Consider the following 25,852-nt stretch of genomic DNA (forward strand, 5'->3'; position numbering starts at 1 on the left):
GTGTTGCAGGCGGAGAAGCTCAACCACATATCCGCCACCGTAACCAAGAGCGGGAATTTCATGAGCGAAGACAAGATCGGCTGGCACGGCACCACCATTCTTTCGGTGCGGCGTGGCGGCAAGGTGGTGATCGCCGGCGACGGCCAGGTCTCCATGGGCAACACCGTGATGAAGCCCAATGCGCGCAAGGTGCGCACTCTACACGATGGCGGCGTGATCGCGGGCTTCGCGGGCGCCACCGCCGACGCCTTCACCCTGTTCGAGCGGCTGGAGGCCAAGCTGGAGCGCCATAACGGCCAGCTGATGCGGGCCGCCGTCGAACTGGCGAAGGACTGGCGGACAGACAAATATCTCCGCAACCTCGAAGCCCTGATGATCGTCGCCGATCGGGAGGTGACGTTGATCCTCACCGGCAACGGCGACGTGCTGGAGCCGGAAAACGGGATCGCCGCGATCGGCTCGGGCGGCAATTATGCGCTCTCCGCCGCCCGCGCGCTGGTCGATTACGAGCCGGATGCCGAGACGATCTGCCGCAAGGCCATGGCCATCGCCGCCGAGGTCTGCGTGTTCACCAACGACCGGCTGACCGTGGAGACGCTGGACTCGGCCTCCTGAACCTGAAGCCCCTCCCTGAAAGGGAGGGGTTTGGGGTGGGTTCGCTTCCGTATCGCTTAGCTCCCGCCCCATACGACCCCACCCCCGGCCCCTCCCTTTCAGGGAGGGGAGAAGGAACGAAATGAACGACGCCCTCACCCCGAAAGCCATCGTCAAGGCGCTCGACGAGCACATCATCGGCCAGGCCGACGCCAAGCGCGCCGTCGCGGTGGCGCTCCGCAACCGCTGGCGCCGCCAGCGCCTTGGCGCCGACCTGCGCGACGAGGTCAGCCCCAAGAACATCCTGATGATCGGCCCCACCGGCTGCGGCAAGACCGAGATCAGCCGCCGCTTGGCGAAGCTCGCCGACGCGCCCTTCGTGAAGGTGGAGGCCACCAAGTTCACCGAGGTCGGCTATGTCGGCCGCGACGTCGAGCAGATCGCGCGCGATCTCGTCGAGGAGGCGATCCGGCTGGAGCGCGAGCGCCGCCGCGTCGCGGTGAAGGACAAGGCCGAGGAGGCCGCGCTCGACCGCCTGCTCGTCGCGCTGGTCGGCAAGGATGCCTCGGAGGCGACACGCATCGCCTTCACCCAGCGCTTCCGCGACGGCACGCTCAACGACAAGGAGATCGAGCTGGAGCTGGAGGATCAGCCGCAGACCCCGTTCGAGATCCCCGGCATGGGCGGGCAGGTCGGCATGATCAACCTCTCCGACATGATGGGCAAGGCGTTCGGCGGCAACAAGCCGGTCAAGCGCCGCAAGCTCGCCGTCCACGATGCGTGGAAGAAGCTGGTCGAGGAAGAGAGCGACAAGCGCCTCGACAGCGACGACCTCAACCGCGCCGCGCTCACCGACGCCGAGGCCAACGGCATCGTCTTCCTCGACGAGATCGACAAGATCGCGGTCAGCGACGTGCGCGGCGGCTCGGTCAGCCGCGAAGGCGTGCAGCGCGACCTGCTGCCGCTGATCGAGGGCACGACCGTCGCCACGAAGTACGGCCCGATGAAGACCGACCACGTCCTCTTCATAGCATCCGGCGCCTTCCACGTCGCCAAGCCCAGCGACATGCTGCCCGAACTGCAGGGCCGCCTCCCCATCCGCGTCGAGCTGAAGGCGCTGACCGAGGAGGATTTCGTCTCGATCCTCACCGACACGCGCGCGTCGCTCACCCAGCAATATGTCGGGCTGATCGGCACCGAGGGCGTGACCATCTCCTTCACCGACGACGGTATCCGCGCCATCGCCAAGATCGCCGCGCAGGTGAACGAGACGGTGGAGAATATCGGCGCCCGCCGCCTTCAGACGGTGATGGAAAAGCTGCTGGAGGAAGTGAGCTTCGACGCCGAGGATCGCAAGGGCGAGACGCTCACGATCGACGCCGCCTATGTCGAAGGACAATTGGCAGGGGTGGCGAAGAACACCGATCTCAGCCGCTACATTCTGTAGCTTGGGTCGCCCAAGCTAATCCTTTCGGGCAATCCGCTCGACATCGTGGCCGCGCTCCCGCAAGAGCGCGGCCATGTTCGCACTTGCAGCACCGATCCTCTTCGTCCTGATCTGGTCGACCGGCTTCATCGTCGCGCGCGCGGTCATCCCGTTCGTGTCACCGGAGCTGTTCCTGGCGGCGCGACTGGCGCTGACCACTCTGCTGCTGGGCGGCGCCGCGCTGGCCGCGCGTGAGGCGGTTCCGCGCGGGAAGCGGCTGGGGCTGCATCTGCTGGCGGGCGCGATGCTCCATGGTTTCTATCTGTGCCTGAGCTGGTGGGCGGTGTCGCGCGGGATGCCCGCCGGGATCATGTCGCTGCTCGGCGCGCTGCAGCCGCTGATGGTGGCGGTGGCGAGCTTCCTGTTCCTGCATGAGCGGCTCGCCGCACGCGGCTGGCTGGGCCTCGCCGTCGCGATTGCAGGTGTCGGCTGCGTTCTGGCGCCGACGCTGATGAAGAGCGGCGTCGGATCGGTGGACGTGTGGGGCGCCGTCGCCGCCGTCACCGCGATCCTGGGGATGACCGCCGGTACGATGATCCAGCGCGGCGCACTCGCCAGCGATCCGATCCGAGTGTCCGGCGCGGTCCAAAATGCGGGCGGCGCGGTCGTGGCGATCCTCGCGACGCTGGCGATCGGGCAATATCGCTGGGAGCCGGTGCCGATCCTGTGGTTAGGCCTCGCCTGGTCGGTGCTGGCGCTGTCCGCCGCCGGCCTGTCGCTGCTCGTCTGGATGGTCCGCCACCAGGGCGCGACGCGCGTCTCGGCGCTGCTGCTGCTGGTGCCGATGCTGGCGGCAGTCGAAGCGTGGCTGCTGTTCGGCGAGAAGCTAGGCCCCGTGCAGATCACAGGCTTCGCGCTGGCGCTGGGCGGCGTGCTGCTCGCCCGCGCCGCGCCCAAGCCGCCGATCGCCGAACCGGCCTAGGCGCCGAACCCGCCTAGACAAAGCCAACGCGCTCGCCCAAGGATCGCGGCCGTCATGCACAACATCCTCGCCCACGTCGCGACGTGGATCATCTCCGTGATCTCCGCGATGGGCTATGGCGGCGTCGCGCTGCTGATGGCGATCGAGAGCGCCTGCATCCCGCTCCCCTCCGAAGTGATCATGCCGTTCGCCGGCTATCTGGTTTCTACCGGCGAGTTGAACCTGTTCTGGGTCGCTACGGCGGGCGCGATCGGCTGCAACCTAGGCTCGATTCCAGCTTACTGGGCAGGGCAATATGGCGGCCGCGCCTTCATCCTGCGCTGGGGCAAATGGGTGTTGATCGGCGAGGACGAGCTGAACAAGGCGGAGCGCTTCTTCGAGCGGTTCGGCAGCTTTTCGATCCTGATCGGGCGAATGCTGCCGGTGATCCGCAGCTTCATCGCCTTCCCCGCCGGTATGGCACGGATGAACTTGTGGCGATTCCACATCTACACGTTCATCGGCAGCTGGCCGTTCTGCTACGCGCTGGCGCTGATCGGCAAGCACCTCGGTGCCGCGTGGAACAACGATCCGCGGCTGCACGCCATCATGTCGAAGCTCGACATCGTGGTGGTCGTGGCGATCGTCGCGGCGGGCGCCTTCTATGTCTGGCACCGTGTCCGGGGAATGCGGAAACACTGACCCGCTCGCCCTCCCCCGCCATGCGGGAGAGGGCCAGGAACATCAGCCTTGCTGTGCGCGGGGCTGACCACCGCCGTTGCCGCCGCGACCGCGGCCGCCGCGACGACGGCCATTGCCGCCATTACCCCCGCCGGGGCGCTGCGAACGGTCGCCGGAACCGGCGCGCTCGCCACGATCCGGACGGTTGCCGTCCGCCCGCTGCGGGCGTTCGCCGCGATCGGGGCGGTTGGCGTCGACCGGGCTCCAGTTGGAGCGCTGCGGGCCGGGATGGCCGCGTCCGCCCAGCGGGTTGGCGACCGGGCCGCGCGGCGAGGCGTCGCGCGAGGTTTCGCGGTTGGTGCCGCCGCGATGGATCTGGCCGTGCTGCGGACGGCCACGGCCACCGCCGCGACCGTCGTTACGGCCGCGCGAACCCAGCGCATCACGCTCGCGATCATCCTTGGTGGCCATCTTGGGCAGCGGCAGCCGCTTCAGCTCCACGACGAAATTCTCGGGCAGCGGCAGCTCGGTCGGGTGGACCTTGGTGAGCCTGGTCACGTCGCGCATGTTGTTGCGCTCGTCCGGCGATACGAAGGCCATCGCCATGCCCGAGGCGCCGGCGCGCGCGGTGCGGCCGATGCGGTGGACATATTGTTCCGGCACGTCCGGGATGTCGAAGTTGAACACATGGGTCACGCCGTCGACGTCGATGCCGCGCGCGGCGATGTCGGTGGCGACGAGGATCGGCGCCGAGCCGTCACGGAAGGCGGAGAGCGCCTTCTCGCGCTGCGGCTGGCTCTTGTTGCCGTGGATCGCGGACGCATTGATGCCCGCCGCGCCGAGGTGACGGACGATGCGGTCGGCGCCATGCTTGGTGCGGCTGAACACCAGCGCGCGGCCGATCTCCAGCTCGCGCAGCTTCAGCGTCAGCAGCGCCTGCTTCTCGTTCTGGTTGACGTAGGTGAGATACTGATCGACGCGCTCGGCGGTCGACGAGACCGGCGCCACCGCGACCTTCACCGGATCGGTGAGGAACTTGTCGGCGAGCTCGCCGATCGTCTTGGGCATGGTCGCCGAGAAGAACAGCGACTGGCGCTGCTTCGGGAGCAACGGCACGATGCGCTTAAGCGCGTGAATGAACCCGAGGTCGAGCATCTGATCGGCCTCGTCGAGCACGAAGATCTCGACGTTGCGGAGCGACAGCGCGCGCTGATCGATCAGGTCGAGCAGGCGGCCCGGCGTGGCGACGAGGATGTCGACGCCGATTTGCATCTGCCGGATCTGACGGCCGACGGGCACGCCGCCGAACACGGTCGCGACCGACAGCTTCAGGTTCTTGCCATAAGCACGCATCGAGTCCGCGATCTGCGAGGCGAGCTCGCGGGTCGGCGCCAGCACCAGCATACGGCAGGTCTGCGGCAGCGCACGTTTCGGCGAAGCGGAGAGATGGTGGAGCGCCGGCAGCGAGAAAGCGGCGGTCTTGCCGGTGCCGGTCTGGGCGATGCCGAGCAGGTCGCGGCCCTGGAGCAACGGCGGGATCGACTGTGCCTGGATCGGTGTCGGCGTCACATAGCCTTCGGAATCGAGCGCAGACTGGATGGGCGCGGCGAGGCCGAGGTCGGAAAATTGAGTCAAGATGGTCAATCCATATGCATGGCCGCACGCAGCCCCGGACGGACCGGGGGCGCGGCAGCGGGTTCGATGACGACCCGCGTGAAAAGGGGCAGCCCTCAGGCAAGCGTCGCGCTGGGACCGGCTGCTCGATCCACCCCTGTCTCGGGGCGGCGCGTTTCACGCGGCACCGGTCCATGGCTTGAAGCCATCGACGCGCGGGCCATATGGCGTGTTGCGTTGCAAAAAGCAACATGACCATGTTGTAAGTTGCTTTTTGAAATGGAACTGTCAATCCAGCAGCGCGTTTCGCCGGCAGATTGGGAGGACAATCCCGTGAACGACATGACCCGAATCGCGCACGTCGATGCGACAGTCCTTCACCCGGCGTCCGCCGTGCCGAAGCGCCCCTTCATCCTGCGCGCGGGCAAGAAGATCCGCCGTTATGTAGATGCCATCGTGGCGCGCTCTTCGCGCGTGCCGAACGATCCGGTGCTCGATTCCGCTGTCTTTCCCTGGACACGGATATTGCGCGACAATTGGCAGGCGATCCGCGAGGAGGCACTCGCCGTCACCCGCGACCAGAATGCCGTGCCGGCACTACGCGCGGTATCGCCCGATCATGCCCGCATCGCCGAGGACGACAAGTGGCGCAGCTTCTTCCTGATCGGCTATGGCGCACGGATCGAAGAGAATATTGCGCGTTGCCCCAGAACGGCGGCGGTGCTGGCGCAGGTGCCGGGCCTCAACAGCGGCTTCTTCTCCATCCTGCGGCCCGGTACGCACATCCCGGCCCATCGGGGTGTCACCAAAGGCCTGATGACCTGCCATCTCGGCCTGCAGGTGCCATCCGACGGATCGGTGCGCATGAATGTCGGTCCCGAGACCGTCGGCTGGTCGGAAGGCGAGACGCTCGTGTTCGACGACACCTACGAGCATGAGGTGTGGAACGATACGGATGGCACGCGCATCGTGTTGCTGGTGCAGTTCGAGCGCCCGCTGCGCCAACCCGGCAGGCTGGTCGCCGATCTCTTCCTTGGCGGTATCCGGCGCTCCGCCTTCGTCAAGGAAGCGCAGGACAATATCGCACTCTGGGAACAAAGCGTCCGCAAGGTGGAAGCAGCGGCAAACCGCTAATCCATTTGATACTCTCACGACCGGCTTGAGTTCCGCCGACATCTCGAGATTAACTTGACACTACATCGCCGTTAATCGGCAATTCATTGCAGAGCGCAAGTTTTCAACTCATCGAAAATTATCTTCTTCTCACCGCAGCCAATGAAGCTCTTTACGCTGACGGAAGGTTGGATCGTGCATGAGCTACGACCAGACCATGCTTCGCCTGGGCTCGACCGCGATTGCCGCTGTCCTGGCCCTTTCCGCCACCCCCGCGTTCGCGCAGAGCAGCGATCCGGCCGCCGCGCCTGCGCCGGTTACGATCACCCCGCCCGCTGCGCCGGCCGTGACGACCGCCCCCAGCGTGGCGCCCGATACGACGCCGGCCCCAGCCGCCGCGACGGATACCGCCATCCCGATGGTGTCGGCTCCCGCCGCGGCACCGTCGCCCGCGCCGATGGCGACGCAATCGACGCCGGTTGTGCATGTAGCCGACGACAGCGCCGACGCGTCCAGCACCCCGGCTGCCAAGCCTGCGCCGAAGGCTGCTACCCATCGCACCGCCCCGAAGACCGAGGCGGCCCCGAAGGTTACGGAGTCCGCGCCGCCGTCCGTTCCGGTGACGACGCCGAAGACGCTCGCCCCCGTTGCGGCCGTGCCGCCGACGCCGGTCGCGCAGCCAGTCCCGGCCGCGCCGAAGGCAACCGCTCCGGCGCCCGTCGCACAGGGTAATGTGGACGAGACGCTGATGATCGCGGGCGCCGGTGGCCTCGGCATCATCCTGCTCGCCGGTGGCGGCTATGCGCTGATGCGCCGCAAGCGCCGCGAGGACGAGGAAGAGATGTCCTATGCCTACGAGCCGGAAACGACCGCGACGGCCGAACCGGTCGCGATGGCGCCCGTCGCCGTTGCGCCGGCCCCCGTCCCGGTCGCCCCGATGTCGGCGCCCGTCGCCAGCGAGCATCTTCCCGAGGGCTTCGACATCTCGCATTACGGCCGTCATGCGCAGGCCGCCTTCCGCGGCCCGACGCCCGACAACCCCTCACTGTCGCTGAAGACCCGCCTGAAGCGCGCCGCCTTCTTCGATAAGCGCGAGCGGGCCGCGGCGGACGCTGGCGCGATGCCGCAGCCCGCGATGGCGCCAGCGATGGCAAAGGCCGAACAGCCGCAGACGATCGCCCGCCCGGCGCCGGCCGAGCAGGTCATCTACCGGCCGCAGCGCGTGACGAAGACCGGTTTCCGCCCGGCTTTCAGCACCTCGCGCAGCTGACACGCTTCATAATCGACGCCAACGCCGCTCCGCTCCGTGCGGGGCGGCGTTTCGCTTTTCGATGGACGAAGGCTTGCGCACCGGCCGCATCGGCCCCAAGTGGGCGCCATGCTCATCGAGACCGAAACGACGCCCAACCCGTCGACGCTCAAGTTCCTGCCCGGCCAGGTCGTGATGGACGCGGGCACCCGCGATTTCGCCGACCCCGAAGAGGCGGAGGCATCGCCGCTGGCGGAGGCGCTGTTCTCGCTCGGCGATGTCGAGGGCGTGTTCTTCGGCCGCGATTTCATCTCGGTCACGATCGGCGCCGGTGGCGACTGGCGCGATGCCAAGCCACAGGTGCTGGGCGTTCTGCTCGATCATTTCGCCGGCGGCGCGCCGCTGTTCCGCGCATCCGCGCACAACGGTATCGACGTTGCCGCCGATGAGGAATTGCCCTCCGATCCGGAGGATGCCGACATCGTCGACCAGATCAAGGATCTGATCGATACGCGCGTCCGCCCCGCCGTGGCGCGCGATGGCGGCGACATCGTCTATCGCGGCTTCCAGAAGGGCACGGTGTTTCTTGCGATGCACGGTGCCTGCTCGGGCTGCCCATCCTCGACCGCGACGCTGAAGCAGGGCATCGAGCAGCTTCTGAAGCACTATGTGCCGGAAGTGACCGACGTCCGCGCCGTCTGATCCGCACGCCCAAGGGGATTTTCATGACCAAGACGCTCGACGAGGCTGGCCTCGACCTGATCTTCCGCACCGCGCGCAGCTATAATGGCTACGCGGCCGATGCGGTGAGCGATGCCGATCTGCAGGCGATCTACGATCTCGCCAAGATGGGGCCGACCGCCGCCAACCAGCAGCCGATGCGGATCGTCTGGGTGAAGTCCTCCGAGGCGAAGCAGAAGCTGTCCACGCTGGTATCGGCGAACAACGAGAAAAAGGTGCTGGGCGCGCCCGTGACCGCGATCATCGGCATGGACCACGATTTCCCCGAAACTCTGGCGAAGGTGTTTCCGCATACCAACGCCAAGGCCTGGTTCGAGGGCAACCGGCCGCTGATCGAAAGCTCGGCTTTCCGCAATTCGTCGCTGCAGGGTGCCTATCTGATCCTCGCGGCGCGCGCGCTCGGCTTCGACGTCGGCCCGATGTCGGGCTTCGACAACGACAAGGTCGACGAAGCCTTCTTCGCCGGCACCAACATCAAGTCCAATTTCATCGCGACGATCGGTCACGGCGACCCTGCCTCGATCTTCGATCGTCTGCCTCGGCTTGACTTCGACGAGACCAACAGCATCGTCTGAGCGCATGATCCTGGCGATCGACACTGCCACCGCCGCCTGTTCCGCCGCGCTGATCGACGGCGGGACGGTGCGGCTCGCCGTGTCCGAAGAAGTCGGGCGCGGCCATGCCGAGCGGCTGGTGCCGATGGTCGATGCCTTGCTCAAGGATGCAGGCGGCGTCGTGCCGGACGCGATCCTGGTCGATTGCGGGCCGGGCAGCTTCACGGGCGTGCGCGTCGGCCTCGCTGCCGCGATCGGCATGGGGATGGGCTGGTCGGTGCCGGTTCGCGGCTGCTCGTCGATGGCGCTCGTCGCTGCGGCCCGCTTTGCCGCCGATCCCGCGCTGGAGGCCTGTGCGGTAGCGCTGACCGGCGGCCATGGCGAACTGTTCGTCCAGCGTTTCCGCGCCCAGCCATTCGCGGAGGCAAGCGATTTGGTGTCGCTCGCGCCGGGCGAGGCGGGCCGCTTCGCGCCGGAGGCGGTGGTGGTCGGATCGGGCGCCGCCGTGCTCGTCGAGGCGCGGGGCCGCGGTGAGGCGATCGCGGCCCTGCCCGATGGCGCATCGGCCGCCCTGCTGCCGCCTGCCTTTGCCGATCTGCCGCCCCGCCCGATCTACGGCCGCCCGCCGGATGCGAAGCCCAAGGCCGCATGAACACACTCCCCACATCGCAGACCGAACTGGTCGAAGGCACGGCCGTCGATCTGGACGAGGTGATGGCCACCATGCACCTCGCCTTCGATCCGGCGTTCGGGGAGGCGTGGACCCGCAGCCAGTGCGCTGGGATCATGGGGCTGGGCGGTGTGTGGCTGCTGCTCGCCCGCCGCGACGGTCAGGCCGCCGGCTTCGCTCTTTCGCGCGGCGTGCTCGACGAGGCAGAGCTGCTGCTGCTGGCCGTACAGCCGGATCATCGCCGGTTCGGGATCGGGCGCATGTTACTGGACGCCGTTGCGAACGAGGCGCGCTCACGCGGCGCGACACGCCTGCATCTGGAAATGCGCGACGGCAACCCCGCCGCAATTCTATACGAACGTGCAGGTTTTCACGAGATTGGCCGCCGTAAACGTTATTATCGCGGCCATGACGGATCGTCTTTCGACGCAATCACGCTGGCTTGTCGATTGTAATGTTCCAAGTGCAAAAGAGTTAACGCAGAAGAGCTTGCACTTTCGATAATCATGCGACAGAGCGGTATCAATCATCCCCAGGGGACGGGAGTGTAACGTCCCTATTGTATGAGGTGCATCCCCATGAGCGACGTGCTCGACATGACCGAAACCCTGATCACCCTCACCGCGGACATCGTTTCGGCGCATGTCAGCAACAACAGCGTTGCGGTCAATGATGTACCGGGGTTGATCCAGAACGTGCACAGCGCGCTCACGCAGCTCGGCACGACGGCGCCCGAGCCGGAGGTGAAGCAGGAGCCGGCCGTGTCGGTTCGCGCATCGGTGAAGCCCGACTATATCGTCTGCCTGGAAGACGGGAAGAAGCTGAAGATGCTCAAGCGGCATCTGATGACGCACTATAACCTCACGCCCGAGCAGTATCGCGCGAAGTGGAACCTGCCGGCCGACTACCCGATGGTCGCCCCCAATTATGCCGAGCAGCGCCGCAGCCTGGCGAAGAAGATCGGCCTCGGCACGCGTCGCCGCCGCGGCAAATAAGGCGCAATGTCGCGGGAAGTGCGAGCGTTTCGCGCTTCCCGTACGGCGCATCACCGCCTACATGACGGTCCATGCGCAAGATCGATCTTGAGGCGCTCTGCGCCGAGAAGGGCCTCCGTATCACCGAGCAGCGTCGCGTCATCGCGCGCGTTCTGTCCGAGGCCGAGGACCATCCCGATGTCGAGGAGGTCCACCGTCGCTCCTCCGCAATCGATCCCGGCATTTCGATCGCCACGGTGTACCGCACCGTGCGTCTGTTCGAGGAGGCCGGCATCCTCGATCGCCACGATTTCGGTGACGGCCGTTCGCGCTACGAGGCCGCGCCCGAAACCCATCACGACCACCTGATCAACGTCGAAACCGGCGTGGTGATCGAGTTCGTCGATGAGGAACTGGAACTGCTCCAGAAGAAGATCGCCGAGAAACTGGGCTTCCGCCTGGTCGATCACCGCATGGAACTTTACGGCGTGCCGCTCGGCCGCAAGGACTGATTCCTGTCGATGCGCGCACGGGGCCGGTTGGCGCTGATCCTCGCGCTGCTGGTCGTCCATCTCGCGCTTCATGGCCTGTGGCGGCTCGCCCGGCTGTCGTCTCCCTGGCCCCGCCTGTTCCTGCGCCGCACGGCGTGGGCGGCGGGCGTGGACGTCCGCATCGAGGGGCGGCCGCTGTCCCGTGATGCCCTGTATGTCGCCAACCATCTCAGCTGGCTCGATATCGTCATCATCGCCGGCGCGACGGGTAGCCGCTTCATCGCCAAGGACGAGGTGCGCGACACGCCTGGCCTCGGCTGGCTCGCCGGCCTCAACGACACCGTCTATGTCGCGCGTACCGAGCGCGGCAAAGTGCACGAGCAGGCCGAGCGGGTCCGCACCGCACTGGTGGAAGGCAAGCCTGTCACCCTGTTCCCGGAAGGCGGCACCGGGCCGGGCACCTGCGTCGGCCCTTTCCGCGCCTCGCTGCTCGCCGCGCTGCTGCCGCCGCAGCCGGGCATCCGGCTCCAGCCGCTCGCGCTCGATTTCGGGAGCGAGACACGCGCCATCGCGTGGCCGGACGAGAACGGCACCGGTGCCGAGGTGATGCGGATACTCGCGATGCCGGGCCGCCGCAGGGTCGTTCTGCGATTCCTGGCACCGATAGACCCGGCCGCCATGCCCGATCGCAAGCAACTCACCACCGCCGCGCGCGAGGAGATCTGCACGGCGCTTGGCGAGTCCGCCCCGCTCGCTGTATAGGCGCGCGCCATGTCCCCCAAACCCGACCATGGCGCTCGATCCGCTCCCCAGACCTTCGCGGTCAAGTCCTTCGGCTGCCAGATGAACGTCTATGACGGCGAGCGCATGGCCGAACTGCTGGCCGCGCAGGGCATGTCGGCAGCGGGCGAAAACGAGGCTGCCGACCTCGTCGTGCTCAACACCTGTCACATCCGCGAGAAAGCGGCCGAGAAGGTCTATTCGGACATCGGCCGCATCGTGAAGGACGCCCGCGAGGACGGCCGGGACAAGCCGCTGATCGCCGTCGCCGGCTGCGTGGCGCAGGCCGAGGGAGCCGAAATCCCGAACCGGGCGAAGGCGGTGGACATCGTCGTCGGCCCGCAGGCCTATCACCGCCTGCCGGAGCTGGTGGCGGACGCGGCGGCCGGGAAAAGCGCGCTCGATACCGACATGCCAGCCATCGCCAAGTTCGGCGCGCTGCCCGCCCGTCGCAAGGTCGGCCCGACCGCCTTCCTGACGGTGCAGGAAGGCTGCGACAAATTCTGCACCTACTGCGTCGTCCCTTATACGCGCGGCGCGGAAATCTCACGGCCGTGGGGCGAGATCGTCGATGAGGCCAAGGCGCTCATCGATGCCGGCGCGCGCGAGATCACCCTGCTAGGGCAGAACGTCAACGCGTGGAGCGGCGAGGATCATGCCGGCGCCGTGCAGGGCCTCGACGGGCTGATCCGCGCGCTGGACAGGCTGTCCGGCCTCGATCGCATCCGCTACACGACGAGCCACCCGAACGACATGACGCAGGGCCTCATCGACGCGCATCGCGACGTGGAGGCGCTGATGCCCTTCCTGCATCTGCCCGTGCAGGCCGGCTCCGATCGCATCCTGAAAGCGATGAACCGAAGCCATAGCCGCGATTCCTATCTGCGCATCATCGATCGCGTGCGCGCCGCGCGGCCGGATATCGCGCTGTCGGGCGATTTCATCGTCGGCTTCCCTGGCGAGACGGAGGCGGAATTTCAGGAGACGCTCGATCTGGTCGATCGGATCGGCCACGCGCAGGCGTTCAGCTTCAAATACAGCCCCCGCCCCGGCACGCCGGCGGCCTCGATGGAGGATCAGATCGCACCGGAGGTGATGGACGAGCGGCTCCAGCGCTTGCAGGCTCTGCTCAACGCGCAGCAGCACGCGTTCAACCGCGCCACCGTCGGCGCCCGCACGCAGGTGCTGATCGAGCGCAAGGGGAAGCTGCCCGGCCAGATGCTCGGCAAATCGCCCTGGCTGCAATCGGTGCATCTGCAGACCGATGCGGCGATCGGCACGATGGTCGAGGTCGAGATCACCGCCGCCGGCCCGAACAGCCTCGGCGCGGTCGAGCGAGTGCGCACAGCCGCCTGATCTGCTACAAGGACCAGGTTCAGTTCGGGAGATCGCTCATGCGTCGCGTCCTCGTCGTCCCGCCTGCCCTGCTCCTGCTCGCCGCCTCCCCGCCCGTCGAGCGATCCGGACCCGGCAAGGATTGCCTGAACCACGGCATCGATTATGCCACCGCTAAGCCGAATTCGGGCGGTTTCCGTCGACTGGATCAGCTGCCGCCGGCTAACGAAATCCTGACGGTCATTCACTCCGTGGACGGTTGTGAGAAACCCGTGATCGTACGCTACAATGTCGGTACGGGCCGGTGATCGATCCAAAATAGCCATCGATACGGCTACATTCTCGCCGAATATGGACGGACGTGTCCCACAGGCAACTCGCGCCTCCGCCATCGAGGCGGAGCGCGGGACGCCCCCCAGTTGCGCCCAGTCGTTCTTCATTTCAGATATATTGCAGATTCGACACGATTCCTGTCACATTTTGGAACAGGCCAGTTCCGCCCTCCAAAGGAAGCATAATATTTTATAAAAGACTCAATATTTGATATGAAATTTTACCAGTCTCCCATTTTAAGACACTCTGCTAGCCCACAGTCGCCCGGAAGCTCGTCGCTTCGCCCGCATCGTCGTCACGATGCGAGGCAGCTGCCCGAGGCTCATCGAACGAGCGGAGGATGTGATGGTCACCAAAACAGGGTTTTGCGCATTGATTTGCGCTTCAATGTTGACGCCGGTCGGAACCGCGGCGGCGCGATCGCCCGATCCTGCGGCCGGAAACGCGATCACCGTGACCGCCGGCCATGAGACGATCTCCCAATGGTCCGGCCGGGTCGGGCGGAAGCTCGATGCCGGTATCGAATATCCGCGACCGATCGGTGCGGCCGATTACGATCAGGGTATCGTTCGCGTCTCCTTCCAGTGCACAGACGCGGGCGTCCCCGGAAACGTGACGCTGTCCCATGGTTCCGGCTCGCGCACGATCGATCGCGCCGCCCTGCGCGCCGTGCATCGGCTGTCCGGGCTTCACCCGCTTCCGGAGGGAATCGCCACCGGTCAGAAGGTGGAAGCCTGGGTCGTGCTCGCGCGGGACGACCGGAGCCGCAGCCAGATGATCGCCTCGCTTCGGCACGATGCCGAAGTTGCAAACGCCGCGATAACCCAGCGGCTTTCGGGCGATCGGCTGGCATCGACCCAGGATCCCATCATCGTGGCGTCACGATAGATGGCAGGCGCCCCAGGCGGTCCCCGTCCAGCCCACCGCCTGGGGACGCCATTCCTGCAAGCCACCACCAGTGTGCTTTCCATGCATCGCGCGTCGGCGTCCGCACGGAGCATCGCGAAGCCACTAGCAATTGTCACACGCTCGGCTCACCTTCCGTTCAGAGACTCGAATCTCGAAAGGATCGGATGAGCCGCAAGCCCGTACCCGCGCAGGCCGGAGACAAGGCCCGCATCGAAGTGGTGTTCGACAAGCCCCAGTTGCTGGGCCGCCTCTTCGGAGAGTTCGATCAGAATCTGATCGCGATCGAGAGCCGACTCGGCGTCTACATCTCGGCGCGCGGCAACAAGCTGGTGATCGAGGGTTTCGCCGACTCGATCGGCCGCGCACGCGACGTGCTGACCGGCCTCTACAACCGCATCGCGCAGGGGCAGGAAATCGATGCCGGCGCCGTGGAGGCGGTGATCGCGATGTCGAACGAACCCGTGCTGGAAGGCATCATCCGGCAGGACGTCAGCCAGCCGCCGGCGGTGATAATCCGCACCCGCAAGAAGACGATCGTTCCGCGCTCCGCCACGCAGATCCGCTACATGGAGGCGCTGGCCCGCGACGAGATCGTCTTCGCGCTGGGGCCGGCGGGCACCGGCAAGACCTATGTGGCCGTCGCGCAGGCGGTGCAGATGCTGATGCAGGGGCAGGTCGATCGCCTGATCCTGTCGCGCCCGGCGGTGGAAGCCGGCGAGCGGCTCGGCTTCCTGCCCGGCGACATGAAGGAGAAGGTCGATCCCTATCTCCGCCCGCTCTACGACGCGCTCTACGACATGCTGCCGGCTGAGCAGGTCGAGCGGCGGATCGCGTCCGGCGAGATCGAGATCGCGCCGATCGCCTTCATGCGCGGCCGGACGCTCAGCGACGCCTTCATCATCCTCGATGAGGCGCAGAACACCACGCCCGCGCAGATGAAGATGTTCCTCACCCGCTTCGGCCAGAACAGCCGCATGGTGGTGTGCGGCGATCCCCGGCAGGTGGATTTGCCGGACATCGGCAAATCGGGCCTGGCGGATGCGGTGGCCAAGCTGGAAGATATCCGCGGCATCGCGATGATCCGCTTCGGCGCGGGCGACGTCGTGCGCCACCCGCTGGTCGGCAAGATCGTCGAGGCCTATGAGGGGCCGGATAACGGCTAACCTGAATGATAAGGTATTAATCGATGGCAAGGGGCAGCTATCTGGGGGGCGGAACGATTATCGGGTTTGGCGCTCGGTGGTCGGACTGGACTGACTTCCCTCGGCCGGAATATAGAGCAGCGGCCCCGTTCAAGAAAAAAAAGAACAAGAAGAAACACGCCGTAACGATAAGCGGCCCGAGCGGCGATTCTGTCTTTACCAAAAAGATGCGCGCAGCAAACAATCGCTCAAAGGAACTAAATTTAACTCAGCACGAATTGATTTTACAACTTGGTGTTGAAAAGGACACTCCAAAACTCAAAGCTAAGCAAAAGATGCTTCGCCGGGGAGAAATCCTTAAAAATCTTGTCCGAGACGGGATCTTGCTCGCAACCGGGCTGCCAAATCCGGATCATCCCATTGTGCAAGCGATTGCCGATCGCCTCAGCGCCACGCGGCGTCTGCAAGATAGCCGGAAAGTTTGACCTTGCTGCAAGTTGAAACCGATGCCGAAGGCTGGCCCGAATCCGATCGCTGGCAGGCGATCGCCGACAAGGCGGTGCGCGCCGCGATCCAGCACTCACCCGACGCGCGCTTCCTGACCGAGCCGGTAGTCGTTGAAGTATCGGTGAAGTTCACCTCCGACGAGGAGGTGCACGCGCTCAACCGCGACTATCGGCAGAAGGACAAGCCGACCAACGTCCTCTCCTTCCCGATGGTGCAGGAGGACCTGCTCGACGCGATCGACCAGAATTCCGACGATGGCGAGGTGCTGCTCGGCGACATCGTTCTCGCCCACGGCGTCTGCGTGCGGGAGGCGGAGGAGAAGGGCGTGAGCGTCGAGGCGCACGCGACGCACCTCGTCGTCCATGGCACCTTCCACCTGCTCGGCTACGACCACATGACCGATCAGGACGCCGAGGAGATGGAGCAGGCCGAACGCGAGGCGCTGGCGAGCCTGGGGATCGCCGATCCCTATCCGGTGGAGGATTGACGCCCCGCCGTCCGGGCTGAGCCTGTCGAAGCCCTGCCCTTTCGTCTTCGGGCGTCGAAAAGAAGAACGGCACTTCGACAGGCTCAGTGCGAACGGTTCTTCTTTATCCGTCTCGACTCAGCCCCTCCCCACCCGCTAGAATCGGTTTCACAACGAACAGGGGTTCCCGCACACCGTCATGCCCGACGATTACAGTAGAAGCCCCGCCGGCAACGGCGGGAATCTGTGGTCCGGCCTGCGCCAGATGCTCTTCGGCGAAGGCTCCGAACCGACGCTCCGCGACCAGATCGAGGAGGCGATCGAAGACCATGAGGACGATGCGCCCAACGCGCTCGATCTCTCGCCGGTCGAACGCATCATGCTGCGCAACCTGCTCGATTTCGGCGAGCGCACCGTTCGGGACGTCGCCGTTCCGCGCGGCGACATCATCGCCATCGATCAGGACGCGAGCTTCGAGGATCTGGTGAAGCTCTTTGCCGATGCCGGCCATTCGCGCCTGCCGGTCTATCGCGAGACGCTCGACACCGTGACCGGCATGATCCACGTCAAGGACGTGTTCGCGATCCTCGCCGGCACCGCGCCGAAGCCTGCCGCGATCACCGCGCTGATCCGCCAGCCGCGTTACGTTCCGGAAGCGATGGGTGTGATCGAACTGCTCGCCGAGATGCGCGCGACGCAGACCCACCTCGCCATCGTGGTGGACGAATATTCGGGCACCGAGGGCCTCGTCACGATCGAGGATCTGGTCGAGGAGATCGTCGGCGACATCGAGGACGAGCATGACGACGCGCCGACGCAGCTGCTCGTGCCGCTCGACGATGGTGCCTGGGACGCGGATGCGCGCGCCGAGCTGGAGGATGTCGCCGAGACGGTCGATCCCCGGCTGGGTGAGACCGACGAGCCGATCGATACGCTGGGTGGCCTCGCCGCCTCGATCGCGGACCGGATTCCGCAGGTCGGCGACATGCTGGAGCATGAGAGCGGTTGGACGCTGGAAGTCACCGACGGCGACCAGCGCCGCGTGACGCGACTGCGCCTGCACCCACCCGTCGCGGAAACCGTGGGAGAGGAGTGAGCTTTCCCTCGTGAGAGGAAGCCGCGCGAGCCGCATCCATTTCGCCTGCGGCACGTTTCCCGTACACGCGGCGCAAGACCGCGAACCCGCCGGAGACTGCCATGAAGCGCGCCATCATTCCCTTCGCCCTTCTCCTCGCCCTTGCCGGCTGCAACGAGAAGGCGAAGCAGGACATCACCGCCGGGGAAGGCCCCGATCCCACCCTGCTGCCGGAGGTGCATCACCTCATCCCGACGGTCTCGATCGCCAGGATCGTCGGCTGGAAGGACAATGAGGCCCCGACGCCCGCGCCGGGCCTGAAGGTCAACGCCTTCGCGCGCGGGCTCGATCATCCGCGCTGGCTGCTGGCGCTGCCCAATGGCGACGTGCTTGTCGCCGAGACCAACACCCCGCCCAAGCCCGACGACAATCCGGGCATCAAGGGCCGTATCACCAAGATGTTCATGAAGAGGGCGGGTGCCGGCGCGCCCTCCGCCAACCGGATCACGCTGCTGCGCGATACCAACGGCGATGGCTTGGCGGACCAGAGGACGGTGTTCCTCTCCGGCCTGAACTCGCCCTTCGGCATGGCCCTGGTCGGCGACACGCTCTACGTTGCCGACACCGACGCGCTGCTCGCCTTCCCTTACAAAACCGGCGAGACGAGGATCGACGCGAAGCCGCGCAAGGTGACCGACCTGCCGGCGGGCACGATCAACCATCACTGGACCAAGAACGTCATCGCCTCGCCGGACGGATCGAAGCTCTACGTGACGATCGGCTCCAACTCCAACGTCGGCGAGCGGGGGATCGCTGCGGAGAAGGATCGCGCCCAGATCTGGGAGGTCGATCCGAAGACCGGCGCGCACCACGCCTTCGCCGCGGGCATCCGCAATCCCAACGGCATGGGCTGGACGCCGGACGGCACACTGTGGACCGTCTCCAACGAGCGCGACGAACTGGGATCGGATCTCGTGCCCGATTACCTGACGTCGGTGCCGCCGGGCAGCTTCTACGGCTGGCCGTGGCGCTATTGGGGCGATCATGTCGACAAGCGGGTGAAGGATCCGGCGCCCGATTATATCGACGATACCCGCAAACCCGATTACGCGCTGGGCGCGCATACCGCCTCGTTGGGCCTCGCCTTCGCGGACGGCGCAAAGCTCGGGCCGGCGTTCGCGCACGGTGCCTTCATCGGCCAGCACGGATCGTGGAACCGCAAGCCGCCATCCGGCTACAGGGTGGTGTTCGTGCCGTTCGGCAGACCCGTCGGCGGGCTGTGTGACAAAGCCCCCTGCCCCGCGCCCGATATGTCCAGCCCCAGCGGCGCCAAGCCAGTCGACGTGCTGACCGGCTTCCTTTCCTCCGACGGCGAGGAAGCTCACGGTCGCCCCGTCGGTGTGACGATCGCGAAGGACGGCGCGCTGCTGGTGGCGGACGATGGCGGCAATGCGATCTGGCGTGTGACCGACGCGACGCCCGAGGGACCAACCGCCCCGCCGAAGCGTTGAACGGTTATCGGGCTTGCGTCTGTGTGAACGGCCGGATCAGCGGCGGTTCAGGCAGGATGGCCTAGATATGGAACGCTGAAACATTCGAGAGGTGTCGTCATGCGTATCGTCCCCTTGGCCCTCGTCGCCGCTACGGCGCTCGGCGGTGCCGCAGTTGTCGCCACGCCCGCTTCAGCGCGGACGTTCGTGTCGGTCGGTATCGGTGGTCCGGCCTACCCGGCTTATTATGGCGGAGGCTATTACCCCGCATATTACGGCGGCTATTATGCCCCGCCGCCCGTCTATTACGGTGGTTATTATGGCGGCTATCGCGGCTATTACGGTCGCGGCTGGCATCGCGGTCATTATGGCCGCGGCTATTATCATCGCGGCTATCATGGCCGCCGCTGGTAATTCCTTCCAGCTTCGTTTTTGGACAAGGCCGGGCCGAAAGCCCGGCCTTTTTCATATCCGCGATGTTCTACTTGCGCCGCCATGAACGGTGACCTCAGCGGCAGTTCAGTTGCGGAGGCCTAGGGTGAGTCTTGTCATGAAGGAAAGGAGTTCTGTCATGCGTAAGGGTCTCATCATGCTGGCCACCGCCGTTTCGATCGGCGCGACCGCGATCGGTGCCGCTCCGGCTTCCGCGCATCGTTATGGCGACGGCTACCACCACGGCTACGATCGTCATCACGGCTGGGATCGCGGCGACCGCTGGGGCCGTGATCGCGAGTGGCGCCATCATCGCGAACGTGACCGCCGCTGGGCGTGGCGCCATCACCATCGCTACGGCTACAACGGCTATTATGGCCGCGGCTATTACGGCTACTGAGTGATCGATCGGGCCGGGTGGAGACATCCGGCCCGTTTCACGTCGTCGCAAACAACTTCCCGATGTCGCGGAATGCCTTGAATTCCAGGGCATTGCCCGAAGGATCCTGAAAGAACATCGTTGCCTGCTCGCCCGGCTGGCCGACGAAGCGGATATGCGGCGCGATGCCGAAACGCGTGCCGGACGCCGCCAGTCGATCGGCGAGGGCGTGCCATTCCTCCCAACCGAGCACCACCCCGAAATGCGGCACGGGCACGTCATGCCCGTCCACCGGATTGACGATCGCCGCCGCCGCCGCTCTTCCGGCATCCAGATGCGCGACGATCTGGTGGCCATAGAGGTCGAAGTCGATCCACGAATCGCTACTCCGCCCCTCCGCGCAGCCGAGCGTGCCGCCATAGAAAGCGCGCGCTTCCGCAAGATCGTGGACGGGAAAGGCGAGGTGGAAGGGACGATGCTGCATAGGGTCAACGATACGCTTACCGAACGGCAGCAGGGAAGAGGCCGTAAGTTACGGATTCACAACGATATACGAAAGTCGAGTCGGCGATCTTCATCATATCCGGCAAGGTTCGGGTAAGACGCGAGGCACATCTTGCACCCTGTCGGTGATCCAATCGGGGGGCGCCGGCCGGGGATCGGTATCATGGGGATCGTTAACAAGTGGGTCGCGGGCCTCGTGCTTGCGGCGACGGGGGCGGTTGCACCTGCACAGGCCGGGTGCTGGAACATGCGCGAGACGAGCGCCGCGCAGGTTCGCGAGATGCAGACGATGCTGATGGTGGCGGCTCTGCGCTGCCGCGCCGCGCATATCGACATCTCTGCCGACTATGACGGCTTCGTCATCGCGCAGAAGGATGCGATCGCAGCGGCCAATCTGGTCATCAAGCAGCATTTCGCGGCGGCCGGCGGCGCGCAGGCGGATTATGACCGGTTCGCCACCAGCCTCGCAAACGGCTTCGGCGACGATGCCACCACGGAGGCGAGCTGCGCCGAGGCTGCGGCGCTGGCACATGAGGGATCGGCGGCCGCGCCCGCCCAACTCCAGCAGGTCGCCGACGCGCGGGTTTTCCCGGCGTCGCTGCCGGGCGGCGTATGCGATGCCCCCGCCAGGCCGGTGACGATGGCGCTGGCCACGCCGGCTACGGCGGAGGCTCTGCCGCCCATCGTGGCGCTCGCCGCCCCGCAGCCCACGCCGCAGCAGCCGGTGGCATTGCCGGCCGACGTGGTCGCCGCGCTGACGGTGCTTGCCCACTACCGGGTCGCGGAAGCGGCTCCGGCGGCCGGCAGCCCGACTCGGACGGCACTCGCGCACTGAGTGCCTCTTTCCCCGGTGGGGGCAGGCGAGCCAGCGGGAGCCTATGGCGTGACACCCGCTCCCGCTGGCTTTCGCGCGCGCGAACCGCTAGCGGGCCGCCATGGCATCGTTCGGAATCGCGCTCGCGCTCGGCATCCTCTCGGCCTTCGGCTTTGCGCCGTTCGGCATATGGCCGCTGACTCTCCTGGGCTTCGGCCTGCTGTATCTCCCCCTCGCAAGGGCTACGCGCGGCTGGCACGCCGCGCTGATCGGCTGGCTGTTCGGCCTCGGCCAGTTCGTGCTGGGGCTGGACTGGATCGCCAAGGCCTTCACCTATCAGGCGAACATGCCGACATGGCTCGGCTGGATCGCCGTCGTCCTGCTCTCCTGCTACCTCGCCGTCTATCCGGCACTGGCCGCCTTCTCTGCCTGGTGGGGGACGAAGCGCCTGAACGGCGGCGCAGCCACCATGGCGCTGCTGTTCGGCGCGAGCTGGGCGGTATGCGAATGGCTGCGCGCCACGGTGTTCACCGGCTTTCCATGGAATCCGGCCTCGGTCGCGATGATCGACCTGCCGCTGGCGCAGGCGGCGCGCTTCGCCGGCACCTATGCGCTCTCCGGCCTGATCGTCTCCTCGGCCGGTTTCATCCTCATCCTGGCGATGCGCCCCAAGGAATCGCTGACGCGCAACACGATCGCCAGCACCGCCAACATTCCCGCCGCGATCGGCCTCGGCCTGCTGGTCGGCCTCTATGTGGTCCCGACCCTGCTGAAGCAGTTCGCCCCGCCCGCCCCGCCGCCCTTCCCAAAGGGACCCGTCGTCCGCATCATCCAGCCCAATATCGACCAGGGCGAACGTTGGGATCCCGGCCTCGCCCAGCGCCACCTGGCGCTCGAACAGGCGCTGTCGGGCGTTCCGGGCGATCGCCCTCGCCTGATCCTGTGGCCCGAATCCGGCATCGAGCAGAATGTGCTGGAGGATCCTGCCGCGCGTGCCCAGGTCGCCTCGATCCTCGGCCCCAAGGATTTCCTGATGGGCGGCGGCGAGTCGCCGATCCGCGACAAGTCCGGCACCGAGATCGAGGCCGGCAACAGCATCTTCACGATCGGCGCGGGCGGCAAGCTCTGGGCGCGATACGACAAGGCACATCTGGTGCCGTGGGGCGAATATCTGCCGATGCGCCCGTTGATGAGCGCAATCGGCCTCTCGCGCCTCGTGCCCGGTGCGATCGACTTCCGGCCCGGCCCCGGCCCCGCCACCGTCGACGTGCCGGGCTTCGGCAAGGTCGGCATGCAGCTCTGCTACGAGATGGTCTTTTCCGGCCGGGTCGTGAACGAGGCCTATCGGCCCGATTTCATCTTCAACCCCTCCAACGACGCCTGGTTCGGCCGCTCCGGCCCGCCGCAGCATCTCGCGCAGGCGCGGATGCGCGCGATCGAGGAAGGCCTGCCGGTCGCCCGCTCCACCCCCAACGGCGTCTCCGCGCTGATCGACGCCGATGGCCGCATCCTGCACCAGATCGACGCGCACCAGAGCGGCATGATCGAGCTTCCGCTGCCCGCCCCGCGCCCGGCCACATTCTTCTCGATGATCGGCAACTGGGCGGTGGCGCTGATAGCCATGCTTCTGACAGGGCTGGCATTTGCCGCTAGGCGATATAAGGATAGCTTTATATAGAGCTTCCCTTATATCTTTTGCTCGCTTCACAAGGATCATCCGACGCCATGCGCAGTGACTATCTCTTCACGTCCGAGTCCGTGTCCGAAGGGCATCCCGACAAGGTCGCCGACCAGATTTCCGACGCGATCGTCGATCTGTTCCTCTCGAAGGATCCGGAGGCGCGCGTCGCCTGCGAGACGATGACCACCACCAACCTCGTCGTCCTGGCCGGTGAAATCCGCGGCAAGGGCATCATGGACAAGGAGGGCAATTGGGCGCCGGGCATCCAGGCCGAGATCGAGGAGGCCGTGCGCGGCACGGTGAAGCGGATCGGCTACGAACAGTCCGGCTTCCACTGGCAGGAGTTCCGGTTCGAGAACAACCTGCACCCGCAGTCCGCCCACATCGCGATGGGCGTCGACGAGAGCGGCAACAAGGATGAGGGCGCCGGCGATCAGGGCATCATGTTCGGTTACGCCACCGACGAGACGCCGGGCATGATGCCCGCGACGCTCTATTACAGCCACAAGATTCTCGAGACGATGGCGGAGGATCGCCATTCCGGCGCCGCCCCCTTCCTCGAGCCGGACGCCAAAAGCCAGGTGACGCTGAAGTACGAGAACGGCGTGCCGGTGAGGGCGACCGCGCTGGTCGTCTCGACCCAGCACTCCGCCGATCTCTCCAATGACGCCGGCCAGAAGCAGCTGCGCGATTACGTGAAGGGCGTCTTCGCCAAGATCCTGCCCGAGGGCTGGCTGCCGGCCGAGGAGCAGATCTACGTCAACCCGACCGGCCTGTTCGAGATCGGCGGACCGGACGGCGACGCCGGCCTCACCGGCCGCAAGATCATCGTCGACACCTACGGCGGCGCCAGCCCCCACGGCGGCGGCGCCTTCTCGGGCAAGGATCCGACCAAGGTGGATCGCTCGGCCGCCTATATCGCGCGCTACCTCGCCAAGAACGTGGTCGCCGCCGGCCTCGCCAAGCGCTGCACGATCCAGCTGAGCTACGCGATCGGCATCGCCGAGCCGCTCAGCATCTATGTCGACACGCACGGCACCGGCACGGTGGACGAGGCGAAGATCGAGGCGGCGCTGCCCAAGCTCGTCCGTCTGACGCCCAAGGGCATCCGCGAGCATCTCGGCCTCAACAAGCCGATCTATCAGAAGACTGCCGCCTACGGCCATTTCGGCCGCGATGCGGATGGCGATTTCTTCCCTTGGGAAAAGACCGACCTGATCGACCAGCTCAAGGCTGCCGTCTGATCGTGGCGAGATGATCGTGACAGGCCGGGCGAACGGTTCGCCCGGCCCGTAACATTCTCGCGTTAACTTGATCCCGATTAGCAACGGATCTCCGTTTTCCTGCTAGACAATCGGGCGATCGTCACCGGGAGGACGACCAGAAGTCGCAAGGCCGTGCGCCCATAGCACCGGCCTTCCGGGGACGGAGTCCGCATATGCACTACCGCCTTTATGGTCTGCATCCCGTAACCGGCCGCATTACCCAGGGGCGCGATATCAGCGCCACCACCGACGCTGAGGCGATCGCGCTCGGCGAGCGTGAGCATTCCGGTGCCCCGTTCGAGATCTGGTGCCAGTCGCGCCGGGTATTCAGCAGCGCCGACGACGGCATTGCCGTGCGCTAGGCCGCACGGACGGCTCCCCGATCAGAACTGGCCTTTGGGATCCAGACCGAAAACCTGCTGGCCTACGAGCGCGTAAATCGCCTGCGTGTCGAGGCTGGCATGGCGCGCCGCCGCGTTGATGTCGCGCCAGTAGCGCTGGATCGGTGCATCCAGCGCAGCCGATGCGGCCCCCGCCCCCTCGAACAGCAGGTTCACCGCGTCCGCCGCCTGCCGCGCCGAAAAGCCGATGTCGCGGCGGATGCGAATGCGATCGGCAACGTCCGGTTCCTCGCCCGCACGCACCTTCGCCTCGACCGGCGCAAGGTCTGCGAGCAGCAGCGCCAGCGCCGCATCGATCCGTGCCTGAGCTTCGCCCGCTCGGGCCTGCGCCTGCGGGTTCTGCGCGACGCTCATCGGAGCGCCGGGCTTGAGCGAGGCCTTCGCCTTGGTGCGCATCGCCTCGCCATACCAGTCGAGCGCCGCCTGGGCGGTGCCGAGCAGCGGCGCCACCAGGGTCACCGCGCCCATCGTAGCGAAGTTGAAGCGTGCCATGACATTGTCGGGAACATCCCGCCCCGGCGTGGTGCCCCGCTCGACATCGGCAAAACGGATCACGCGATGTTCGGGCACGAAGATCGGCGTTTCGGCCAACAACGTCTTGCTTCCGGTGCCCTGCATCCCCGCGACATGCCAGCTTGCCTGATCGATGCCGACATCGGCGCGCGGCACCATGAACCAGCCCACGCTCGGCGCTTGCCCCTCCGCCGCGGGCAGCAAGGCGGAAACGAACAGCCAGTCGGAATTGTCGCAATTGCTGGAAAAGGGCCATCGCCCCCACACCCTGTAGCCGCCGTTCGCCGCGTCGCAATTGCCGGTGGGCACGAACGTGCCGGTGACGAGATGGTCGGCATTGTCGCCCCATATCTCCTCCTGCGCCCGGAGCGGCCAGTACGCGGCGAGCCAGGCATTGACATTGGCGATCATCGCGCACCATCCGGTGCTGCCGCATCCGCGCCCGATCTCGAAGCCCAGCCGCAGCAAGTCGCTAGGCCCATATTCGTAGCCGCCGAAGCGCTTTGGCTGGCCGAGCCGATACAGCCCGGCTTCAACCAGAATCCGTGTCACTTCCGCGCTCACTCGGCGGTCAGCCTCGGTGGCGGCGGCCCGTTCCATCAGCATCGGGCGGAGCGCTCGGGCGCGATCGAGCAATGTCTCGATCGAGGGCGGATCGTCGTTCACGCTCGCGGCGACCGGCGTCATCACGTTCATGCCATCCTCCTTGTGGTTGGCGAAAGGATACGCCCCGGCGTGTCGGCCGGGAAATTCGGCAG

The 25,852-nt window shown here is 66.2% G+C and carries 30 protein-coding genes; 27 read left to right on the forward strand and 3 right to left on the reverse strand.

Annotated elements, in window-relative coordinates; genetic code table 11:
* Nucleotides 1-60 precede the first annotated feature (60 nt).
* From hslV to QGN17_RS09710, 4 genes are all read left to right on the forward strand, one after another.
* Nucleotides 61-615 (forward strand): ATP-dependent protease subunit HslV, encoded by a 555-nt coding sequence (hslV, locus tag QGN17_RS09695; RefSeq protein WP_281044272.1) that lies wholly within the window; start codon nt 61-63, stop codon nt 613-615.
* Between the two features lie 121 nt (nt 616-736).
* Nucleotides 737-2,041: an ATP-dependent protease ATPase subunit HslU gene (gene hslU / locus QGN17_RS09700; protein WP_281044273.1), complete on the forward strand. Its 1,305-nt coding sequence runs from the start codon at nt 737-739 to the stop codon at nt 2,039-2,041.
* 73 nt (nt 2,042-2,114) lie between these two features.
* Nucleotides 2,115-3,002 carry a DMT family transporter gene (locus tag QGN17_RS09705; protein ID WP_281044274.1) on the forward strand — a complete coding sequence of 296 codons (888 nt, stop codon included), beginning with the start codon at nt 2,115-2,117 and terminating at the stop codon, nt 3,000-3,002.
* 54 nt (nt 3,003-3,056) lie between these two features.
* A complete protein-coding gene (locus tag QGN17_RS09710; protein WP_281044275.1) occupies nt 3,057-3,683 on the forward strand; it encodes a DedA family protein in 627 nt (208 codons plus the stop codon).
* Nucleotides 3,684-3,725: 42 nt separating this feature from the next.
* On the opposite strand, the gene QGN17_RS09715 is transcribed toward QGN17_RS09710, so the two are convergent.
* A complete protein-coding gene (locus QGN17_RS09715; protein WP_281044276.1) occupies nt 3,726-5,297 on the reverse strand; it encodes a DEAD/DEAH box helicase in 1,572 nt (523 codons plus the stop codon).
* A 321-nt stretch (nt 5,298-5,618) separates the two neighbouring features.
* Here QGN17_RS09715 and QGN17_RS09720 point away from each other — a divergent pair, with 321 nt between their 5' ends.
* The 19 genes from QGN17_RS09720 to QGN17_RS09810 all read left to right on the forward strand — a co-directional run bounded on the left by QGN17_RS09720 (nt 5,619) and on the right by QGN17_RS09810 (nt 19,937).
* Nucleotides 5,619-6,410 (forward strand): aspartyl/asparaginyl beta-hydroxylase domain-containing protein, encoded by a 792-nt coding sequence (locus tag QGN17_RS09720; RefSeq protein WP_281045191.1) that lies wholly within the window; start codon nt 5,619-5,621, stop codon nt 6,408-6,410.
* A 178-nt stretch (nt 6,411-6,588) separates the two neighbouring features.
* Nucleotides 6,589-7,659 (forward strand): hypothetical protein, encoded by a 1,071-nt coding sequence (locus QGN17_RS09725; protein ID WP_281044277.1) that lies wholly within the window; start codon nt 6,589-6,591, stop codon nt 7,657-7,659.
* 108 nt (nt 7,660-7,767) lie between these two features.
* Nucleotides 7,768-8,340 (forward strand): NifU family protein, encoded by a 573-nt coding sequence (locus tag QGN17_RS09730; RefSeq protein WP_281044278.1) that lies wholly within the window; start codon nt 7,768-7,770, stop codon nt 8,338-8,340.
* 23 nt (nt 8,341-8,363) lie between these two features.
* On the forward strand, nt 8,364-8,954 hold the full coding sequence (locus QGN17_RS09735; protein WP_281044279.1) for a malonic semialdehyde reductase: 591 nt from the start codon (nt 8,364-8,366) through the stop codon (nt 8,952-8,954).
* 4 nt (nt 8,955-8,958) lie between these two features.
* Nucleotides 8,959-9,585, forward strand: a complete 627-nt coding sequence (tsaB, locus tag QGN17_RS09740) for a tRNA (adenosine(37)-N6)-threonylcarbamoyltransferase complex dimerization subunit type 1 TsaB (protein ID WP_281044280.1) — start codon at nt 8,959-8,961, stop codon at nt 9,583-9,585.
* Nucleotides 9,582-10,058, forward strand: a complete 477-nt coding sequence (gene rimI, locus QGN17_RS09745) for a ribosomal protein S18-alanine N-acetyltransferase (RefSeq protein ID WP_281044281.1) — start codon at nt 9,582-9,584, stop codon at nt 10,056-10,058. The genes tsaB and rimI overlap by 4 nt, the downstream gene beginning before the upstream one ends.
* A 123-nt stretch (nt 10,059-10,181) precedes the next feature.
* Nucleotides 10,182-10,598, forward strand: coding sequence for a MucR family transcriptional regulator (locus QGN17_RS09750; RefSeq protein WP_022692206.1), 417 nt, complete (start codon nt 10,182-10,184; stop codon nt 10,596-10,598).
* 71 nt (nt 10,599-10,669) lie between these two features.
* On the forward strand, nt 10,670-11,089 hold the full coding sequence (locus QGN17_RS09755; protein WP_022692205.1) for a Fur family transcriptional regulator: 420 nt from the start codon (nt 10,670-10,672) through the stop codon (nt 11,087-11,089).
* 9 nt (nt 11,090-11,098) lie between these two features.
* Nucleotides 11,099-11,830 carry a lysophospholipid acyltransferase family protein gene (locus tag QGN17_RS09760; RefSeq protein ID WP_281044282.1) on the forward strand — a complete coding sequence of 244 codons (732 nt, stop codon included), beginning with the start codon at nt 11,099-11,101 and terminating at the stop codon, nt 11,828-11,830.
* A gap of 9 nt (nt 11,831-11,839) precedes the next feature.
* A complete protein-coding gene (gene miaB / locus QGN17_RS09765) occupies nt 11,840-13,204 on the forward strand; it encodes a tRNA (N6-isopentenyl adenosine(37)-C2)-methylthiotransferase MiaB (protein ID WP_281044283.1) in 1,365 nt (454 codons plus the stop codon).
* 38 nt (nt 13,205-13,242) lie between these two features.
* Entirely contained in the window at nt 13,243-13,491 is a 249-nt protein-coding gene (locus tag QGN17_RS09770; protein WP_281044284.1) for a hypothetical protein, read from the forward strand.
* Between the two features lie 412 nt (nt 13,492-13,903).
* On the forward strand, nt 13,904-14,404 hold the full coding sequence (locus tag QGN17_RS09775) for a TonB family protein (protein ID WP_281044285.1): 501 nt from the start codon (nt 13,904-13,906) through the stop codon (nt 14,402-14,404).
* A gap of 185 nt (nt 14,405-14,589) precedes the next feature.
* The gene (locus QGN17_RS09780) at nt 14,590-15,588 is read left to right on the forward strand and encodes a PhoH family protein (RefSeq protein WP_281044286.1); all 999 of its coding nucleotides are present in this window, start codon (nt 14,590-14,592) and stop codon (nt 15,586-15,588) included.
* A 23-nt stretch (nt 15,589-15,611) separates the two neighbouring features.
* Nucleotides 15,612-16,052 carry a hypothetical protein gene (locus tag QGN17_RS09785; protein ID WP_281044287.1) on the forward strand — a complete coding sequence of 147 codons (441 nt, stop codon included), beginning with the start codon at nt 15,612-15,614 and terminating at the stop codon, nt 16,050-16,052.
* Nucleotides 16,053-16,054: 2 nt separating this feature from the next.
* Nucleotides 16,055-16,561 carry an rRNA maturation RNase YbeY gene (gene ybeY / locus QGN17_RS09790; protein WP_281045192.1) on the forward strand — a complete coding sequence of 169 codons (507 nt, stop codon included), beginning with the start codon at nt 16,055-16,057 and terminating at the stop codon, nt 16,559-16,561.
* Between the two features lie 178 nt (nt 16,562-16,739).
* A complete protein-coding gene (locus QGN17_RS09795) occupies nt 16,740-17,636 on the forward strand; it encodes a hemolysin family protein (RefSeq protein ID WP_281044288.1) in 897 nt (298 codons plus the stop codon).
* A 101-nt stretch (nt 17,637-17,737) separates the two neighbouring features.
* Nucleotides 17,738-19,126: a PQQ-dependent sugar dehydrogenase gene (locus QGN17_RS09800; RefSeq protein WP_281044289.1), complete on the forward strand. Its 1,389-nt coding sequence runs from the start codon at nt 17,738-17,740 to the stop codon at nt 19,124-19,126.
* A 99-nt stretch (nt 19,127-19,225) separates the two neighbouring features.
* Entirely contained in the window at nt 19,226-19,519 is a 294-nt protein-coding gene (locus QGN17_RS09805; protein ID WP_281044290.1) for a hypothetical protein, read from the forward strand.
* Between the two features lie 157 nt (nt 19,520-19,676).
* Nucleotides 19,677-19,937 carry a hypothetical protein gene (locus QGN17_RS09810; RefSeq protein WP_281044291.1) on the forward strand — a complete coding sequence of 87 codons (261 nt, stop codon included), beginning with the start codon at nt 19,677-19,679 and terminating at the stop codon, nt 19,935-19,937.
* 37 nt (nt 19,938-19,974) lie between these two features.
* Here QGN17_RS09810 and QGN17_RS09815 read toward each other — a convergent pair whose 3' ends face one another.
* Complete coding sequence (locus tag QGN17_RS09815; protein ID WP_281044292.1) at nt 19,975-20,400, reverse strand: VOC family protein; 426 nt, start codon at nt 20,398-20,400, stop codon at nt 19,975-19,977.
* A 183-nt stretch (nt 20,401-20,583) separates the two neighbouring features.
* Here QGN17_RS09815 and QGN17_RS09820 point away from each other — a divergent pair, with 183 nt between their 5' ends.
* From QGN17_RS09820 to QGN17_RS09835, 4 genes are all read left to right on the forward strand, one after another.
* On the forward strand, nt 20,584-21,255 hold the full coding sequence (locus QGN17_RS09820) for a hypothetical protein (protein ID WP_281044293.1): 672 nt from the start codon (nt 20,584-20,586) through the stop codon (nt 21,253-21,255).
* 100 nt (nt 21,256-21,355) lie between these two features.
* Nucleotides 21,356-22,912: an apolipoprotein N-acyltransferase gene (gene lnt, locus QGN17_RS09825; RefSeq protein ID WP_281044294.1), complete on the forward strand. Its 1,557-nt coding sequence runs from the start codon at nt 21,356-21,358 to the stop codon at nt 22,910-22,912.
* Between the two features lie 47 nt (nt 22,913-22,959).
* Nucleotides 22,960-24,159: a methionine adenosyltransferase gene (gene metK / locus QGN17_RS09830; RefSeq protein WP_281044295.1), complete on the forward strand. Its 1,200-nt coding sequence runs from the start codon at nt 22,960-22,962 to the stop codon at nt 24,157-24,159.
* Between the two features lie 194 nt (nt 24,160-24,353).
* Nucleotides 24,354-24,542 carry a hypothetical protein gene (locus tag QGN17_RS09835; RefSeq protein WP_281044296.1) on the forward strand — a complete coding sequence of 63 codons (189 nt, stop codon included), beginning with the start codon at nt 24,354-24,356 and terminating at the stop codon, nt 24,540-24,542.
* Between the two features lie 21 nt (nt 24,543-24,563).
* On the opposite strand, the gene QGN17_RS09840 is transcribed toward QGN17_RS09835, so the two are convergent.
* Nucleotides 24,564-25,790: an acyl-CoA dehydrogenase family protein gene (locus QGN17_RS09840; protein WP_281044297.1), complete on the reverse strand. Its 1,227-nt coding sequence runs from the start codon at nt 25,788-25,790 to the stop codon at nt 24,564-24,566.
* Nucleotides 25,791-25,852: the final 62 nt, after the last annotated feature.

It is taken from the genome of Sphingomonas oryzagri (assembly GCF_029906645.1).
Taxonomy (GTDB): Bacteria; Pseudomonadota; Alphaproteobacteria; order Sphingomonadales; family Sphingomonadaceae; genus Solisphingomonas; species Solisphingomonas oryzagri.